This is a genomic window from Ruegeria sp. CK3, from assembly GCF_056536565.1.
The window spans coordinates 17,938-34,633 of the sequence record NZ_JBQFPV010000013.1; the positions used below are offsets into that span (position 1 = coordinate 17,938).

Genomic DNA, 16,696 nt, shown 5'->3' on the forward strand with positions numbered 1-16,696 from the left:
AGGATGTGAGAATGGAACCGCAGCGCTCAGACAGCCCCGTGCGCACCGCGCATCTGCCGCAAGTCACCGAACCCAGAAACCCCGGAATGGATCTTGATCTGGATTGGGTTCGGGCCGTCCAGGCCAATACCTCGGCGATCGAGCGCCGGGCAGCAACCCTGCCCGGTCGGCGGTCGGTGAAGAAGGACTATCAGGCCGCGTGGCTTTTGAAGGCGGTCACAATGATCGACCTGACGACTCTATCGGGTGACGACACGGTGGGACGCGTGCGCCGTTTGTGCGCCAAGGCGCGCCAACCGGTTGCGCCAGCTACTTTGCAAGCGCTGGATATGCCTGCGATCACGACTGGGGCCGTCTGCGTCTATCACGACATGATCGAGACTGCCGTTGCCGCTTTGAAGGGCACTGGGATACCGGTGGCTGCCGTCTCTACCGGGTTTCCAGCGGGCCTATCGCCGTTCCACCTGCGCGTGGCCGAGATCGAAGAAAGCGTGAAAGCCGGAGCGGAAGAGATCGACATCGTCATCTCGCGCCGTCACGTGCTGTCTGGGGACTGGCAGGCTTTGTATGATGAGATGAAAGCCTTCCGCGCTGCCTGCGGGGATGCCCATGTCAAAGCCATTCTGGCGACCGGAGAGCTGGGCAGCCTGCGCAACGTCGCCCGCGCCTCATTGGTCTGCATGATGGCGGGGGCGGATTTCATCAAAACCTCAACCGGGAAGGAAAGCGTCAACGCTACTCTGCCCGTATCGCTGGTGATGATCCGCGCGATTCGCGACTACTATGAACGCACCGGGTATCGTGTGGGGTACAAGCCTGCGGGTGGTATCTCGAAGGCCAAGGATGCCTTGGTATATTTGTCGCTGATCAAGGATGAACTGGGCGACCGCTGGCTGGAGCCGGACCTGTTCCGCTTTGGCGCCTCGTCACTTCTGGGCGATATCGAACGGCAGTTGGAACATTATGTGACGGGCGCGTATTCCGCCGGTTATCGTCACTCCATGGGCTGAGGAAAAGAACAATGACAGTCAAAGAAATCTTCGAGACCATGGACTATGGCCCCGCCCCCGAAAGCGCGGCTGAGGCGCTGGCCTGGCTGGTCGATCAGGGCGATGCGTTCGGTCACTATATCGACGGGAGTTTCACCAAACCGGGCAAAGGGTTCGAAAGCAGCAATCCCGCGACCGGAGAGGTTCTGGCAAAGCTGACGCAAGCCAAGCAGGCCGATGTGGACGCGGCCGTCGCTGCGGCCCGCAAGGCGCAGCCCAAGTGGGAGAAGCTGAGTGGCGCAGGCCGGGCGCGGTATCTCTATGCCATTGCGCGGCTGTTGCAGAAACATTCGCGCCTGTTCGCCGTGCTTGAGAGCATGGACAACGGCAAGCCGATCCGTGAATCGCGTGACATCGACATCCCTCTGGCGCAACGCCACTTCTACTATCACGCCGGTATGGCGCAATTGATGGAGAGCGAGTTGCCCGATGCTGAGGCCTTGGGCGTGTGTGGCCAGATCATCCCGTGGAACTTCCCGCTGCTGATGCTGGCCTGGAAAATCGCGCCCGCGCTGGCGATGGGGAATACGGTGGTTCTGAAACCGGCCGAATATACCTCGCTGACTGCGCTGCTGTTTGCTGATATCTGCTCACAGGCCGGGCTACCCAAGGGCGTCGTCAATATCGTGACCGGTGACGGTGCGGTGGGCGAGATGATCGTAAACGCGGACGTTGACAAGATCGCGTTTACCGGCTCGACCGTTGTGGGGCGGCGTATCCGCGAGGCGACTGCGGGTTCGGGCAAGGAACTGACCTTGGAGCTGGGCGGCAAATCCGCCTATATCGTCTTCGACGATGCTGATATCGATTCAGCTATAGAAGGCCTGGTCGATGCGATCTGGTTCAATCAGGGGCAGGTCTGCTGTGCAGGGTCCCGCCTGCTGGTGCAGGAAGGCATTGCCGACCGCTTTCACGAGAAGCTGCGCGCCCGGATGGACGGCTTGCGCATCGGTGATCCGCTGGACAAATGCATTGACGTCGGCGCGGTTGTGGACCCGGTTCAGTTGCAGACGATCAAATCCATGGTCGACAGCAACACCGCAGGCCATGTTCACCACGCCGCTTGCGAGCTGCCGGAAAACGGCTGCTTTTACCCGCCAACGCTGATCTCGGGGCTCGAAACATCTGACCCGCTGATGCAAGAGGAAATCTTTGGCCCGGTGCTGGTCTCCTCGACCTTCCGCACACCGGAAGAGGCGGTCGAGTTGGCCAACAACACCCGCTATGGGCTGGCGGCGACGGTCTGGACCGAGAACGTGAACCTCGCGCTGGATATCGCGCCCAAGCTGGTTGCTGGTGTGGTCTGGGTCAACGCCACCAACCTATTCGACGCCGCCGCCGGGTTCGGCGGAGTGCGCGAAAGCGGCTTTGGCCGTGAAGGCGGTTGGGAGGGGCTGACGGCCTACACCAAGCCCAAGGTCAAGGCCAAACCGCTGTCCAAGGTCGAGGCGGCGACGGGCGAAGGTGCCTCGGTCGACCCCATCGACCGCACCGCCAAGATGTATGTGGGTGGCAAGCAGGCGCGGCCCGACGGAGGCTACTCGAAACCCGTCTGGGGCAAATCCGGCCTGCTGGGCCATGTGGGTTTGGCCAACCGCAAGGACGTCCGCAACGCGGTTGAGGCCGCGGCAGGCGCGAAAAGCTGGTCCAAGACCACCGGTCATCTGCGGGCACAAATTCTGTACTATATCGGCGAAAACCTCTCGGCCCGCGCGGGTGAGTTCGCTGCGCGCATCGACGCCATGACCGGTAAAAAGGACGGCGCGAAAGAGGTCGAAGCCTCGATCCAGCGCCTGTTCACCGCAGCCGCTTGGGCCGACAAATATGACGGTCAGGTGCATGGCGTTCCAATCCGGGGCGTGGCAATCGCCATGAAAGAACCCGTTGGCGTGATCGGCGCGCTCTGCGCGGATGAGGCCCCACTGCTGGGGCTGGTCTCGGCCATGGCGCCTGCCATTGCTATGGGGAACCAGGTGGTCCTGGCCGCATCCGAGCCGTATCCGCTGGCGGCGACGGATTTCTATCAGATCCTCGAAACCTCAGACGTGCCCGCAGGTGTGGTCAATATCCTGACCGGCAGTCATGCGGAATTGGCGAAGCCGCTGGCCTCGCATCTGAACGTGGATGCGGTCTGGTCGTTCTCTTCGACGGATCTGTCGAAAGAGATCGAGGTCGTCTCAGCCGGTAACCTGAAACGGACCTGGGTCAATAACGCGACGGCATTTGATTGGAGCATGGACCATTCCCGCCGCTTCCTTCAGGCTGCGACCGAAGTGAAAAACATCTGGGTGCCCTACGGCGAGTAGGGCTCCCGCATCACGGGAGGCCCACATGGACTTTGCAGACAAAACCGTCATCGTCATTGGCGGCACAAGCGGTATTAACCGGGGCATTGCCGAGGCTTTTGCGGCCTCGGGCGCCAAACTTGCCGTTGCCAGCCGCTCACAAGAGAAAGTGGATGACACGGTCGCTGCGTTGAAAGCGGCAGGCGCGGTGGAGGCCATCGGTGCGGCGTTTGACGTGCGCGATCCGGACGCCGTGGCGGCGGGGTTGAAACAGTTCCATGACGCATTTGGCGATTTCGACGTGCTGGTGTCAGGTGCAGCGGGGAATTTCCCGGCGCTGATGTCCGAGATGTCGGTCAACGCATTCAAAACCGTTGTCGACATCGATCTGATGGGCACCGTTCATGTTTTGAAAGGGGCCTATCCCTATATCAAACGACCCGGTGGCAGCATCATCAACATCTCGGCCCCGCAATCCTATCTGCCGTACGAAGGGCAGGCGCATGTCTGCGCGGCAAAGGCGGGTGTTGATCAGATCACCCGAACCTTGTCCATGGAATGGGGCGTCGAAGGCATCCGTGTGAACTCGGTCGTGCCTGGTTTCATCGAGGGCACCGAAGGGGCCAAACGCCTTGCGCCAACCCCCGATGCGGGCGAAGCGCTGCGCAAGGACGTTCCATTGGGCCGTTGGGGCCAACCGCAGGACGTGGCCAACGCTTGCCTCTTCCTCAGCTCAGATATAGCCAGCTATATCAGCGGCACAGTCATGGCGGTTGATGGAGCCTTGTATCAGCGCGGCTCGGGCAAGTTTGGCCAGATGATGGGTCAGATGCTGCGGGCGGCGAAAACGGGCTAAAGCTTTAAGGCTGAATGTTCAGCCGCGGGGCTTTGTTTCGGCTACAGCTAGCTCAAGAGCTTCTGAAATAGATCCCTGCGGCAACCAGCAGCGAGGTCAAGACGCCAGCCACCACGTAAAGAGCAAAAGCGCTGAGCAGGGATTGGCCTAGAATCAAAGCTGCCGCAAAGGTCAGCAACCCTGCAACTGTGCCCAATCCCATAATCGCAACTACCATAGCGTCACTATCCATCCCAAGCTGTGACAAGAGATGAGGACCAAGGGAATCTCATCTCATATTCCGATTATCACAGAATTCTCGGCATTTCTGGCTAAAGTATGGCCAAGACGCGTTAACGGTAAGTTAAGGCGAAGAGTTGCCGATCCGGTAAGCGGCGCATCGCTCGTTATCAATAGGTACCCTGCCCTCAGCGTGGACGGACGGCGTCAGCCGTCCACCCCTTCGGGTTTTCCGACGATGGTGAAGTGCAGGCCCTCTGGGTCCAGCAGTTCGGACGCCACGCGGTTGATCTCATCCAGCGTCACCGCATTAACCTTGTCGTTGCGAGTCGCGATATAGTCGATCGGCAAACCTTGCATTTGCATCCCGACCATGATCCCGGCAATCCGCCCATTGCCATCAAACCGAAGCGGATAGGCACCTGTCAGATAGGTCTTGGCGTCGTCCAACTCCTTCTGGGTCACACCCTCGGACGCTGCTCGGGCCCACTCGTCGCGGATCACCTCGACGGCTTCGGCGATGCGATCGTTGGAGGACGACACTGAACCCAGATAGACCGAGGCAAGGTCCTTGGGCGCCAGATAAGAATAGACACCGTAGGTCAGGCCGCGCTTTTCGCGCACCTCTTGCATCAGGCGACTTTCGAAACCGCCGCCGCCAAGGATGTGATTCAGAACAAACGCCGCGAAGAAATCAGGATCATCACGGTCGATCCCTTTCTGCGAGAACAGCGCCACAGATTGTGGGGTGTCGAATTCGACCACGCTTACGCCACCCTCAATCTGAACCTCGGCTCTTTCCGGGATCGGTTTGCCGGTCTCGGGCAAGTCCAGCAGCAGGGTATCCAGCAGCACGCCCAGTTCCTCGGCTGTGATGTCGCCGACAGCGCCCACATAGAGGCGATCCTTAGCAAATACGCTGTCATAAGCGGTAACCACATCATCGCGGGTCAGGGTCGCCACGGTTTCAAGCGTGCCTTTGCCCTCGGACCCGTAGGGATGATCCCCATAGGCCATGGCGGCAAAGCTGCGACCGGCTATATCGTTCGGATCGGTCAGGTCCGAGCGCAGGCCGGACAGGATCTGCGCCTTCACACGTTCCACCGCGTCTTCGTCGAAGCGCGGCTCAAGCAGGGTTGTGCGCAGCAAATCAATCACCTCGTCCCGGTTTTCGGTCAGAAAACGGGCCGAGATCGAAACCGAGTCGTCCCCGGCGTTGTAGGTGAATGAGGCGGCCAGCGACTCCAGCTCGCGCGCATAAGTGCGGGCATCCATATCACCCGCGCCCTCTTCGATCAGGCCACTCATCAGGTAAACTGCGCCGCGCCTGTCCGGGTCATCCAGCGAGGTGCCGCCGCGAAAACGCAACTCCAAAGCCGCGAAGGGGATCGAGTGATCCTCAACCAGCCATGCTGTGATGCCACCGGGCGAGGTGACCTCCTCAATCTTGATTTCGGCCCATGCGGGCAGCGCGATGACAAAGGCGATCAGGGTTGCAAAGATGCGTTTCATTGAGTCACCTCTTCATCCTGCATCAGCCAGCCGGTGACCGAGCTTTCCAGTTGCAGAACCTCACGGGCGGCGGCGATGATCTCATCCCCGGTCACGGCCTGCAGGACGTCGGGCCAGGCCTGCACATCCTCAACCGTCAATCCGCTGGTCAGAGCGCGACCATAGCGGTTGCCGATGCCGTCCACATTATCACGGGCATAAGTCTGCGAGGCGCGCAGCTGCATCTTGATCCGATCAAGATCTTCTTCGTTCACGCCCTCGGCGATGAACTCCGCCACGACCCGATCCATGGCATCCTCGGCCTCTTGCAGCGAGACGCCTTCGGCCGGAACCACCAACAGGTCAAAGGTGGTGTCATCCAGCGAGACCCCCCGGTAGAACGCGCCTGCATATGTAACGACCTGATCTTCGAATTGCAGTTTCTCGTTCAGATATGAGGTCGTGCCTCCCCCAAGCAGTTCGGCCAACAGAAACAGGGCTGCCGCTTTTTCCTGCGCGCCCGGATCGCGTTCCGGGGCCAGGTAGCTGCGCTGCACATAAGGCTGCGACACACGCGGGTCTTTGTAGGTCAGGCGACGTTCCGCCGTTTGCGGAGGCTCCTGCGAGCGGATGCGTTCCGGCAGGTCGGGGTTGGCCGGGATCACGCCGTAATACTGATCCGCAAGGCTGCGCACCTCGTCCGGGTCGACATCTCCGGTCACGACAAGGATGGCGTTATTGGGGGCATAGTGGGTCTGGTAGAAGGAGAGCGCGTCCTCCATGTCCAGCGTTTCCATCTCATGCCGCCAGCCGATGATCGGGACGCCGTAGCGGTGGTTGAGGTACTGCGCCGCGTTCATCTGCTCGCCAAACAGCGCGCGCGGGTTGTTGTCAGTGCGCTGGTTTCGCTCTTCCAGAATCACGTCGCGTTCGGTGGCAATATCGTCTTCGGACAGGCGAATATTGCGCATCCGGTCCGATTCCATCTGCATCATCAGCTCCAGCCGGTCGGCTGCGACGCGCTGGAAATAGGCTGTGTAGTCATAAGAGGTAAAAGCGTTGTCATTACCCCCATTGGCCGCAACCGTGGCCGAAAACTCGCCAGGTGCCAAAGTATCGGTGCCCTTGAACAGCAGATGTTCGAGGAAATGCGCCACGCCGGACGACCCGATCGGCTCATCTGCCGATCCGGCGCGATACCAGACCATGTGCTGCACAACTGGCGCGCGGTGATCCTCGACCACAACGACATCCATGCCGTTGTCCAAAGTGAAGGTTGTGACCGCCTCTTTCCCGTCCTCGGCCAGGACCGGGGTGGCTGCCATCAGGGCGGCAGATAGTGCCAAAGCCCGAACCATGGGGCATCCTCCGTTTCGTTTCTAGACTTCAAACTACGGTGGAGCCCGGCGGGATCAAGGGAGATGACAGAAAGTTAAAGAATTATTCATTCGGAGGTGAAGACGGAGTCTCTACCCCAATTCGACGGGCTGCATCGGTCTCGACAAAGGGATCGATCGACTGACGTTCGTAAACCTGCTGGTAGCGATCGACCGGGAACAGGCGCAAACCGGTCCAACGGCCACGGCGCTTGCGGAAGGCTTCGTCGTCAGCCTCGACCACGGCGCGCGCGTTTGCCGGAACGCCATAACGGCTTGAGGCAGTTACAAGCGCAGCATCCGACGATGGAATCGCCGCATTCGGGTTCAGAGCCGACGCGTTACCCCCAAGTGCCACCACGGCGTCTGCGTTCGGGTTCGGATCCGTCAGATTGCCACCGCCCGGTGTGGGCGCCGGTAGAAACGCATAGTCCTTCGGCTGGGTCAGGGGTTTAACCGGCAGCACGGAGAATTCATCTGGCCCTTCCCCCGGAGGGTCAAGATCGCGCAGGCCTGGGTTGTTGCAACCTGCAACGGCTGCACCAAGGATCATGGCAAATAGGGCGCGCGACAACCGCATCAGAGTCTCCAACCTGTTTCAGGTGCTTTTAACGCATCTCTTCGGGCGCGTCACGAGTGCTTTTTACTGTCAAACAACACAAGTCCGATGGCACCGGCAAAGATGAACACATCGGCCAGATTGAACACGAAGGGATTGTTGATGCCGCAACAGGACATGTTCAGGAAATCCAAAACATAGCCATACAGCACCCGATCAACCACATTCCCCAGCGCCCCGCCGATCAGCAGCCCGCCACTCAACAGCATCACCTTGGTTGGGGCCGACCGCCACAGCCAGATCGCAACCGCGATGCAGACGGCAACCGAGATACCAATCAGAACCCACCGCGCAGCGTCCGAGTTCCCTTGAAACAGGCCAAAATTGATCCCGCGATTCTCGCCATACTTGAAAACCAGCAGCGGCGGCAGAACGTCGATATTGCCCTCAGCAACGCGCATCACGTGAACGACCAGATATTTGCTGATCTGGTCGATCAGAAATGCCGTGATTGCGGCCCAGAGCAGAAGACGACTGCGCATCAGTGGCGGAAGTGGCGCATGCCGGTGAAGACCATGGCCAGACCGGCCTCGTCTGCCGCAGCGATCACTTCGTCGTCGCGCATTGAACCGCCGGGCTGGATCACGCAGGTCGCACCTGCCTCAGCCGCTTCCATCAGACCGTCTGGGAAGGGGAAGAACGCATCCGAGGCGACGGCTGAGCCGATGGTCAGCGGCTGCGGCAATCCCAGCACATCAGCCATGCGCTCGGCTTTCTTGGCCGCAATCAGCGCCGAGTCGACGCGGCTCATCTGGCCTGCGCCAACCCCGACGGTCGCCCCATCCTTGACGTAGACGATAGCGTTGGATTTGACGTGTTTGGCGACTTTCCAAGCAAACAGTAGGTCTCGCATCTGTTCGTCGGTCGGCGCCTTCTTGGTGACCACTCTCAGGTCATCCATGCCGACAAAGCCGTTGTCCTTGTCTTGGACCAGAAGGCCACCGGCCACCTGACGCACGGTTTTCCCACCGGCGGTCACGTCCGGCAGAGCCTCGGTCGTCAACAGGCGCAGGTTCTTCTTGGCGGCAAAGATCTCCTTGGCCTCATCCGAGGCGCCGGGGGCGATGACGACCTCGGTGAAGATACCGGTGATCTCCTGCGCTGTCTCCGCGTCCAGAGGTTGGTTCAACGCAACAATGCCACCAAAGGCCGAGGTCCGGTCGCAATCGAACGCGGATTTATACGCGTCCAGCAAGGTCGCCCCGGTCGCGACACCGCAGGGGTTGGCGTGTTTGATGATCGCGCAGGCGGCAGTGTCAGCCGGGTTGAACTCGGCAACCAACTCGAACGCTGCGTCAGTGTCGTTGATGTTGTTGTAGCTCAGTTCCTTGCCCTGATGCTGCAGGGCGGTCGCCACGCCGGGGCGGTTGGTGCCATCGGTATAAAACGCCGCCTGCTGATGGCTGTTCTCGCCATAGCGCAGGGTCTGTTTCAGCTCACCGGCAAAGGCACGGCGCTTGGGGGCCTCCAACTGCAGGGCATCAGCCATCCAGTTCGAAACAGCTGTGTCATAGGCCGCTGTGCGGGCATAAGCCTTTTGCGCCAGCCATTGGCGGAAGCCATAGGACGTTTTGCCATAGTTCTCTTCCAACTGGTCCAGCAGCGATGAATAGTCTTCGACATCCACAACCACATTCACAAAAGCATGGTTCTTGGACGCCGCGCGGATCATCGCCGGACCGCCGATATCAATATTCTCTATGCAGGTGTCATAGTCGGCCCCTTTGGCCACGGTCGCCTCGAAAGGGTAGAGGTTCACGACCAGCAGGTCGATCGCACCAATTCCATGTTCATCCATGGCCGCGACGTGACTGTCATTGTCGCGCAGCGCCAGAAGGCCGCCATGCACCATCGGGTGCAGCGTTTTCACACGGCCATCCATCATCTCGGGGAAGCCGGTGATCTCGCTGACGTCCCGAACCTCAAGCCCCGCATCACGCAGTGCCTTGGCGGTTCCACCAGTGGACAGCAACTCGATTCCACGCTCGGCCAGCGCCTTTCCCAGCTCGATCAGCCCGGTCTTGTCGGAAACGGAAAGCAACGCGCGGCGCACGGGGTGAAAGTCGGTCATGGGTCCAAAGGTCCTTTTGGCGTCAGTCGAATTCGGGTTCGTCCCGGTGCATGTCGCGCACGGCATAGGCTGTATCCTGCGCCTTGCTCAACGTCCACTGGATGCGCGTCGCATACTCCATTGCGCGGCCAGATAGAACGATCTGTTTTGTCGCGCGCGGCTTTAAACGCCCTTTTTCAAGGTAAACGCTTGGCTCGACGGACAATTTTCCCACGCCATCATGGCGGAAAACCCAGATCTCACCGCTTTTTAGTGCCATCGACACTGCGGAGCCGCCCAAATCCACGGCCGCATCCACATCCGGGTGCAGGTGGAACCGGATGTCGAACCCGACACCTGCAAGGCCCGAGGCATCCATCGCCTTGTCAAACTGCCGCTTGGATTTATCGCTTGTGGTCAGCAGGATATCCTCGCCCGTCAGCTCACGCCCGTCAAAGCGCAGCTCGAACGTGCGGGCGTGGGTCAGGCCGAAAACCCTAGTATAACCATCGTTGCCAACCATAAAGCGGATGCCCTCAAACGCGTCCTCGAAATCCACGGGGACGTCTTGCGGCGCATCCACCAGCGCCTGCCGCTCGCTACCCGTCACAGGTTTGGCGAGACGCGCGCTGGAATATCCATCCAGACAGAGCGTGGAATGAGACGGCGTGGCCCGTCCCGCCCGGCGCCAATCCAGTCCAAAACTGGCCCCGGAGCCGCAATTGACGATCAGTGGACGCCGTCCCGAGGTCAGCTCGAACGCCGTGGTTGAGGCATGCGCGTTCAGCGAGGCCGCGCCGACGGGCGGAGGGCTGGCATCAACGATCACGGTCGTGCGGGCGGCAGACAGCCGGGCAAAGCCCATTGGCAATTCGGTTGCCGCCTTGTGCTTTACCCCGCTTTGAGCCAGCGCTTGTTCCAACCGGCCTTCGATCCCGCGTCCGCCGCCATGGAAACGGGCCAGAGCGCCATCCGCATGGCGCAAACTGCGCAGGGTAGGCGCAATCCGCTTGATCGCTGCGGCCTGCGCCACCGGCGTGCCGCGCCCAAGATCGCTGAGGGCGGCGGAGGTCCAGCCGAGTAGCGTAAACACTTCGAGCAGTTCTTCGGGGTTGCGCGTGGGAATGCCGCCCTGTTTGTCGACTTGCCGTTCGCATTCGCGCGCCAACGCACGCAGGGCGGGATCGGCCATCCCCTCCAGCCCCTGCAGGGCCAGCCCGGCCTGGACCAGACCGGCCAGTGCCTCGAACCTTGGCAAACCCGGCGTTGCGGCATGGGCGCGTTTAGACAGAAACCATGTTTGTTGCGCGAGAGACCGGAAAAACAGTTTAGTCTGCGCCTCGTCAGCGCCGCGCAGCAAGAACGACGCGTGATTGATCCAGCGCATGACACGCCGTCCGGTCAGATCGGGAACCCATCCGGGCCCCTGCCCGCGCCCATGCGCCTCGATCCAGCCCCAGACCCAGCGCTGCGCCTTGTCTCGCGCCCGTATATCGCCGACTGCCGCCAGATCATCCAGCCAGGCAAAGCCGTGTCTCTCGTCGTCAAAGCCCAGACTGGGGGCTGTGACCTCCCACAGGCCAGTATCCTGTGCCTCGACGAGATATCCGGAAAACAGCAGATTGCCCGCCACCAGCTGACGACCACGGGCAAAAGACCCGACGGTGCGCGGTTCAGGCTGCGTGACAAACCCCGTGACCGCCTTTTGCCGTTGGCTCAGGCGCGCATAGAGACGGTTCTGGAACCGCATCCATCGGCTGGTCATGGTGTCCGTATCTGACATGACGCTCGTTACTCTGCCTCTTGCGCTCTGCTGGCGCTTGAGACCCAACGATAGACCGCGCCGATCGTCAAGTCATCGAAAAGCATGCGCTCAGGCGGATTTGTTCAGACAGGCGATGTAGAATCCATCCATCCCGCCGCGATCCGGCCAATAATCGGGCCGTAGACGCAGGCCACCTTCCTCGGTGATCCACTCCCGCTCGACCCCATCGAGGGTCAGCGCGTCGCGATCCGCCGCCATGTCCGGATACATGTCCAGCGCCTCTTCGACCTGTACCTCGCCCTCGTCAGGCAGCAAAGAGCAGGTGCAATAGACCAACCGCCCGGCCGGCTTGAGCAAGCTCCAGGCATGGGCCAGCATCTGGGTCTGCAACTCGATTAAACCGCCGAATTCCGAGCCATCCTTGGCAAAGGGCAGATCCGGGTGGCGACGGATCGTACCGGTCGCCGAACAGGGCGCATCCAGCAAGATCGCATCGTACTGACCCTGATGGTCCAGCGCGTCGCCCGCGATAACGCTTGCCTCCAACCCGGTGCGCGTGAGGTTTTCGCGCACCCGCTCCAACCGCTGCTCCGAGATATCCAGCGCCGTCACCTCGGCACCAGCAGCGGCCAGTTGCAGCGTCTTGCCCCCCGGCGCGGCGCAGAGGTCTAGGATTTTCTCACCGGCCTGTGGGGCCAACACGCGCACCGGCATCGCCGCCGCAGCATCCTGCACCCACCAATCGCCCGATTTGTAGCCCGGCAAACCTGAAACCTGCCCCGCATCCTGCACCCGCATTGACCCGGTCGGCAGGGCCTGGCCCGGCGCATCCGCCCCCGGCTTGACCGTCAGATCCAGCGGGGCGGCTGCGAAATGCGCCTGCTCCATACCAGCGACGGCCTCTACCCCCCAGGCCATGACCAGCGGATCACGCAACCAGTCCGGCAGACGCGGCACGCGCATCTTGGGCCACGCGTCTGGCCCCTCGGCGGCCACCTTGCGCAGCACCGCATTCACCAACCCCTTGAGACGCCCATGCTTGCGTGAGCGGGCAACAATTTCGACCATGGAATTCACCACACCATGGGCGGCCTCGCCATGGCACAGCTCGACCGCGCCCAGACGCAACGCGTTGTGGACGGTCAGCGCGGGGGTGCGATTGAGGTGGTTGTCGAGCAGCCGGTCCGCGCGTTCCAGCCCGCGCAGGGTTTCCAGCGTCAGGCGTTGCGCCCGCGCCCGGTCTTCCGGGGCCAACCGATCCAGCGCGCCTGCGGCCAGACATTCGGACAAAAGCCGCCCTTCGCCCAAAATCTGATCCAGCAGATAGATCGCGCTGCGTCGCGCCGCTGTTGCATTGTCGGACATGGAACCGCCTTTTGATGTGCTTGTGGTCCGCATTGCCTTTGGCGGACGGTGGCGTATATCAAGACCGTGACCGGAAAGGAACCCGATGTCATGAGTGACGATACCAAAGATCTGCCGCCCGCAGCCCAGCGCGCACTGGCCGAGGCCGCCGAGCGCCGCCGCAAGGCCGAAGCCGAGGCAAAAGACATTCCGAAAGAGCTGGGCGGACGTGAAGGACCAGACCCGGCGCGCTATGGCGATTGGGAGAAAAAGGGCATCGCCATCGATTTTTGATGGCTCATCCCCGCAGCGCTTGCAGGAAATCATCCAACAACGCGCGCTGCTTTTTCGATTTGGCCCGATCCTCGGGCCATGTCAGCCAATAGCCATCCTTGGTCCTCAGCTCTGGCAGGTCCAGCCTGCGCAAACGCCCCGACTGTAGGCTTTCTGCAGCGAGGGGCACCGAGCCCAGAACAACCCCCAATCCCTGCCGCGCCGCCTTCATCGCATGCCCGACGGAATCAAAGCTGATCTGGCCTTGCGGCAGGTCCTTGATCCCCGCGCCCTGCGCCCAGTCCTGCCAGCCGGGCCGCTCGCCCCGCAGATCAATCACCGGCGCGTCCCAGGACACACCCGGCGCGGCCATCGGGGCCAGCACCTCGGACGCGATCAGCTTGGCCTTGCGCCCCGGCCAGACACCACGACCGTAACGGATTTGCAGCCATGTCCGCTCCTCCTCTAGCGACGTTCTGCGTGTCACCGAATCCGTCATCACCCGCACCTTGGGCCGCATGGTCAGAAAGGCTGGCAAGGCCGGCAGAACCAGCGCATGGATATGGGAAGAAAGCCCCGCGACCCGTAGCTCTCGGGGGGATTTACCGAACAGGTCTTCGGTGTTGCGTTCCAGCGCCTGCAGGCTGTCTTGCACCAGCGGCAGATAGCTTTCGCCTTCGATGGTCAGCGACACGCCCCGCGCCTCGCGCACAAAAAGCGTGCGCCCTAGCCATGCCTCAAGGTTGCCTATCCGCTGGCTGACGGCGGCCTGCGTCAAACCGAACTCACGCGCAGCGGCCGAGAAACCGCCCAGTCGACCAGCCGCCTCAAACACCCGCAGCCAGTCCAAAGGCGGCAAACCGATCTTTTCCTTAACCATTAGAAAAACCAACCCTCAGACGGAATAAGCATTAATTGCGATAATGCCATAAGGCGCGTATCCCCTTCAAGCAAAGCCCGCGCTGAACAGGAGAGACCCCATGCTGCGCACCGCCACCTTTGACCCTTCGGTTGTGACTGTTGAATTCACCGACGGAACTTCGGCCCGATTTCATGCCATCTGGTTGCGCGACAACGCACTTGACCCGGACACCCGCGCGCCAGGCAACGGACAGCGCCTGATCACCATTGGCGACATCCCCGAAAACACCTCAGTCAGCGCGGCCGAAGTGATCGACGGCGATCTGAGCGTCACCTTCCAGCCAGAGGGTAAAACCGTCACCTTCCCCGCCGAATGGCTGGCCGATCATGTTTACGATCGCGATCAAAGCGCCCCGTTCGGGCGCATCGCCCCCGGCATCACCACATGGGAAAGCGGCATCGCAGCCCCCAGCGGCGACTGGAACGCGGTTCACGCCGACCCCAGCGCCAAACGCAATTGGCTGGCGGCTGTGGCCGAATACGGTTTTGCCAAACTGACCAGTGGCCCGACCGAGCCCGAATCGCTGCTGATGGTGGCCGACCTGTTCGGCTATGTGCGTGAGACCAACTACGGCCCCTATTTCGAGGTCCGGACCGAGGTGAACCCGACCAACCTCGCCTATACCGGGCTCGGGTTGCAGGCCCATACCGACAATCCCTATCGCGATCCGGTGCCGACGCTGCAAATCCTCTACTGCCTTGAAAACAGCGCCGAGGGCGGCGACTCGATCGTGGTTGACGGGTTCCGCGCGGCCGAGAAGCTGCGCGACCAGAATCCCGAGGGCTTTGCCCTGCTGGCCGGCTATCCAGCGCGGTTCGAATACAAAGGCTCGGACGGGGTTTGCCTGCGCTCACGCCGCCCAATGATTGAGCTGTCCCCCGATGGCGAAATCATCGGCATCCGGTTCAACAATCGCTCCTCCGCCCCCTTTGTGGATGTGCCATTTGACAAGATGGAGACCTACTACGCCGCTTACCGCCAGCTGGGGGGTATCATCGACGACCCTGCGATGGGCGTTTCGTTCAAGCTTGAACCGGGCGAGAGCTTCATCGTCGACAACACCCGCGTGCTGCACGCGCGACTTGGCTACTCGGGTGCAGGGTCGCGGTGGCTGCAAGGCTGCTACGCCGACAAGGACGGGCTGCTGTCCACTTTGGCCGCTATGGACATGGCGCAACCAGAGGCCGCAGAATGAAACCCGATTTCACGACCCTGAACCGCGACAACATCGTGGCCTTCATTGGCGATATCTTCGACCGCCGCGGTGGAGAGGAATATCTGGGCGAGCCCGTAACAATGGCCGAGCACATGCTGCAAGGGGCCACCATCGCCGAACAGAACGGCATGCCCGAAGAGATCATCGTGGGTGCCCTGCTGCATGATATCGGCCACTTCACCTCGGAATTCGGAACCTATCACCCGGATGACACCGAGGACCGCCATCACGAAGATGCAGGCGCCGAAGTGCTGGAGCAGTTCTTTCCGTCGGTCATCACCGATTGCTGCCGCTACCATGTGGCGGCCAAACGGTATCTTTGCGCGACAAAGCCGGAGTATTTCAACCGGTTGTCCGCCGCCTCGGTCCACACGCTGGAACTGCAAGGCGGCCCGATGAGCGCCGAGGAGGTGACCGCGTTCGAGGCCAACCCGAATCTGAAAGAGATCATTCAAGTGCGATATCTTGATGAGGCCGGAAAGCGCGCGGATATGGAGACCCCTGACTTTGCACATTTTGCCCCGATGGTGCAGCGTATGGTCGACAAGCATATGGGTACGCCATGAACGCCCCGGAATATATCTTTGAAGCCAGCACCAAACCCTCACTGCCATGGCACGAGGTTCCCCTGATCCGCGCCACGGATACATCGGTCAGAGGCTATGGTTGTCTGGTCGATGACCCTGAAGGGTTCGAGATCGAGATCACCCGCTGGCCGCAGCAAGGCTGGCGGCCCATCGACGAAGGCACCGGAGATGAAGGCGGCTGGGTCGAAGGCACGTTCCATGGGCAGTGGAAAGGCGATGTCCTCTATGGCCGAAACGAAGCCGTGGGCGGCCACTACGTTCTGGGCTGGTCAACTGATCCTCAGCAGGCACAGGTCGAGCGGCAGAGCGCTCCGCGCGATCAAGTCCTTCTGTGGCACATGAACTACCACCCAGACGGTGGACAGATGTTCTGGCCGCTGGACAACAAGCCCTTTATTGTCCCCGTCGCCCTACCGGGCGACAATCTGACACCGGAAAAGGTGGTGGCCTTTTGGTGCGATGGCTCACGCGGCCTCTATATCCATCCCGGCATTTGGCATGAGGGGATTTTCCCGGTCGAAGACAACCAGCGCTTTCTCGACCGGCAAGGCGCGGTTCACGCCCGCGTCAGCGCAGATATCGGCAAAGAATTCGGCGTCTATCTTGCTTGCCCGTTGCGCGCGGACAAGGTTAAGGATCTTTGA

The 16,696-nt window shown here is 61.2% G+C and carries 16 protein-coding genes; 7 read left to right on the forward strand and 9 right to left on the reverse strand.

Translation table 11 applies throughout. The features are described from left to right. Window positions 1-11: 11 nt before the first annotated feature. From deoC to ACR0C3_RS19390, 3 genes are read left to right on the forward strand one after another with little or no spacing between them, the layout of a single operon-like run. Entirely contained in the window at window positions 12-1,010 is a 999-nt protein-coding gene (gene deoC, locus ACR0C3_RS19380; protein WP_480760032.1) for a deoxyribose-phosphate aldolase, read from the forward strand. A gap of 11 nt (window positions 1,011-1,021) precedes the next feature. Beyond that, window positions 1,022-3,355 (forward strand): aldehyde dehydrogenase family protein, encoded by a 2,334-nt coding sequence (locus ACR0C3_RS19385; RefSeq protein ID WP_480760034.1) that lies wholly within the window; start codon window positions 1,022-1,024, stop codon window positions 3,353-3,355. A gap of 25 nt (window positions 3,356-3,380) precedes the next feature. Continuing rightward, window positions 3,381-4,190, forward strand: coding sequence for an SDR family oxidoreductase (locus ACR0C3_RS19390; protein ID WP_480760036.1), 810 nt, complete (start codon window positions 3,381-3,383; stop codon window positions 4,188-4,190). Between the two features lie 52 nt (window positions 4,191-4,242). On the opposite strand, the gene ACR0C3_RS19395 is transcribed toward ACR0C3_RS19390, so the two are convergent. The 8 genes from ACR0C3_RS19395 to ACR0C3_RS19430 form a co-directional block, all read right to left on the reverse strand. Continuing rightward, a complete protein-coding gene (locus ACR0C3_RS19395) occupies window positions 4,243-4,407 on the reverse strand; it encodes a hypothetical protein (RefSeq protein WP_170379318.1) in 165 nt (54 codons plus the stop codon). 209 nt (window positions 4,408-4,616) lie between these two features. Next, entirely contained in the window at window positions 4,617-5,921 is a 1,305-nt protein-coding gene (locus tag ACR0C3_RS19400) for a M16 family metallopeptidase (protein ID WP_480760037.1), read from the reverse strand. Then, window positions 5,918-7,258 carry a M16 family metallopeptidase gene (locus ACR0C3_RS19405; RefSeq protein WP_480760039.1) on the reverse strand — a complete coding sequence of 447 codons (1,341 nt, stop codon included), beginning with the start codon at window positions 7,256-7,258 and terminating at the stop codon, window positions 5,918-5,920. Before ACR0C3_RS19405 ends, ACR0C3_RS19400 begins: the two co-directional genes overlap by 4 nt. An 82-nt stretch (window positions 7,259-7,340) precedes the next feature. Further along, window positions 7,341-7,856, reverse strand: a complete 516-nt coding sequence (locus ACR0C3_RS19410) for a DUF3035 domain-containing protein (RefSeq protein WP_480760041.1) — start codon at window positions 7,854-7,856, stop codon at window positions 7,341-7,343. A gap of 50 nt (window positions 7,857-7,906) precedes the next feature. Continuing rightward, a complete protein-coding gene (lspA, locus tag ACR0C3_RS19415) occupies window positions 7,907-8,377 on the reverse strand; it encodes a signal peptidase II (RefSeq protein WP_480760043.1) in 471 nt (156 codons plus the stop codon). Continuing rightward, window positions 8,377-9,966 carry a bifunctional phosphoribosylaminoimidazolecarboxamide formyltransferase/IMP cyclohydrolase gene (gene purH, locus ACR0C3_RS19420; protein WP_480760045.1) on the reverse strand — a complete coding sequence of 530 codons (1,590 nt, stop codon included), beginning with the start codon at window positions 9,964-9,966 and terminating at the stop codon, window positions 8,377-8,379. Before purH ends, lspA begins: the two co-directional genes overlap by 1 nt. 22 nt (window positions 9,967-9,988) lie before the next feature. Further along, window positions 9,989-11,728: a heparinase II/III family protein gene (locus ACR0C3_RS19425; RefSeq protein WP_480760046.1), complete on the reverse strand. Its 1,740-nt coding sequence runs from the start codon at window positions 11,726-11,728 to the stop codon at window positions 9,989-9,991. Between the two features lie 90 nt (window positions 11,729-11,818). Then, window positions 11,819-13,075 carry an RsmB/NOP family class I SAM-dependent RNA methyltransferase gene (locus ACR0C3_RS19430; RefSeq protein WP_480760048.1) on the reverse strand — a complete coding sequence of 419 codons (1,257 nt, stop codon included), beginning with the start codon at window positions 13,073-13,075 and terminating at the stop codon, window positions 11,819-11,821. 90 nt (window positions 13,076-13,165) lie between these two features. Between ACR0C3_RS19430 and ACR0C3_RS19435 the strand changes: the two genes are divergently transcribed. Next, window positions 13,166-13,348: a DUF1674 domain-containing protein gene (locus tag ACR0C3_RS19435; RefSeq protein ID WP_480760049.1), complete on the forward strand. Its 183-nt coding sequence runs from the start codon at window positions 13,166-13,168 to the stop codon at window positions 13,346-13,348. Between the two features lie 4 nt (window positions 13,349-13,352). Here ACR0C3_RS19435 and ACR0C3_RS19440 read toward each other — a convergent pair whose 3' ends face one another. Next, window positions 13,353-14,207, reverse strand: a complete 855-nt coding sequence (locus ACR0C3_RS19440; protein ID WP_480760050.1) for a LysR family transcriptional regulator — start codon at window positions 14,205-14,207, stop codon at window positions 13,353-13,355. Window positions 14,208-14,307: 100 nt separating this feature from the next. On the opposite strand from ACR0C3_RS19440, the gene tmpA reads away from it, so the two are divergent. From tmpA to ACR0C3_RS19455, 3 genes are read left to right on the forward strand one after another with little or no spacing between them, the layout of a single operon-like run. Further along, window positions 14,308-15,444 (forward strand): 2-trimethylaminoethylphosphonate dioxygenase, encoded by a 1,137-nt coding sequence (gene tmpA / locus ACR0C3_RS19445; protein WP_480760052.1) that lies wholly within the window; start codon window positions 14,308-14,310, stop codon window positions 15,442-15,444. Beyond that, window positions 15,441-16,031: a (R)-1-hydroxy-2-trimethylaminoethylphosphonate oxygenase gene (gene tmpB / locus ACR0C3_RS19450; RefSeq protein ID WP_170705997.1), complete on the forward strand. Its 591-nt coding sequence runs from the start codon at window positions 15,441-15,443 to the stop codon at window positions 16,029-16,031. Before tmpA ends, tmpB begins: the two co-directional genes overlap by 4 nt. Then, window positions 16,028-16,696, forward strand: coding sequence for an ureidoglycolate lyase (locus ACR0C3_RS19455; RefSeq protein ID WP_480760053.1), 669 nt, complete (start codon window positions 16,028-16,030; stop codon window positions 16,694-16,696). Before tmpB ends, ACR0C3_RS19455 begins: the two co-directional genes overlap by 4 nt.

Coding starts and splice junctions, on each gene's coding strand:
- ACR0C3_RS19440 (WP_480760050.1), bottom strand. CDS start 14,207: ATGGTTAAGGAAAAGATCGGTTTGCCGCCTTTGGACTGGCTGCGGGTG.
- ACR0C3_RS19430 (WP_480760048.1), bottom strand. CDS start 13,075: ATGTCCGACAATGCAACAGCGGCGCGACGCAGCGCGATCTATCTGCTG.
- lspA (WP_480760043.1), bottom strand. CDS start 8,377: ATGCGCAGTCGTCTTCTGCTCTGGGCCGCAATCACGGCATTTCTGATC.
- deoC (WP_480760032.1), top strand. CDS start 12: ATGGAACCGCAGCGCTCAGACAGCCCCGTGCGCACCGCGCATCTGCCG.
- ACR0C3_RS19390 (WP_480760036.1), top strand. CDS start 3,381: ATGGACTTTGCAGACAAAACCGTCATCGTCATTGGCGGCACAAGCGGT.
- ACR0C3_RS19410 (WP_480760041.1), bottom strand. CDS start 7,856: ATGCGGTTGTCGCGCGCCCTATTTGCCATGATCCTTGGTGCAGCCGTT.
- tmpB (WP_170705997.1), top strand. CDS start 15,441: ATGAAACCCGATTTCACGACCCTGAACCGCGACAACATCGTGGCCTTC.
- ACR0C3_RS19395 (WP_170379318.1), bottom strand. CDS start 4,407: ATGGTAGTTGCGATTATGGGATTGGGCACAGTTGCAGGGTTGCTGACC.
- tmpA (WP_480760052.1), top strand. CDS start 14,308: ATGCTGCGCACCGCCACCTTTGACCCTTCGGTTGTGACTGTTGAATTC.
- purH (WP_480760045.1), bottom strand. CDS start 9,966: ATGACCGACTTTCACCCCGTGCGCCGCGCGTTGCTTTCCGTTTCCGAC.
- ACR0C3_RS19455 (WP_480760053.1), top strand. CDS start 16,028: ATGAACGCCCCGGAATATATCTTTGAAGCCAGCACCAAACCCTCACTG.
- ACR0C3_RS19405 (WP_480760039.1), bottom strand. CDS start 7,258: ATGGTTCGGGCTTTGGCACTATCTGCCGCCCTGATGGCAGCCACCCCG.
- ACR0C3_RS19425 (WP_480760046.1), bottom strand. CDS start 11,728: ATGTCAGATACGGACACCATGACCAGCCGATGGATGCGGTTCCAGAAC.
- ACR0C3_RS19435 (WP_480760049.1), top strand. CDS start 13,166: ATGAGTGACGATACCAAAGATCTGCCGCCCGCAGCCCAGCGCGCACTG.
- ACR0C3_RS19385 (WP_480760034.1), top strand. CDS start 1,022: ATGACAGTCAAAGAAATCTTCGAGACCATGGACTATGGCCCCGCCCCC.
- ACR0C3_RS19400 (WP_480760037.1), bottom strand. CDS start 5,921: ATGAAACGCATCTTTGCAACCCTGATCGCCTTTGTCATCGCGCTGCCC.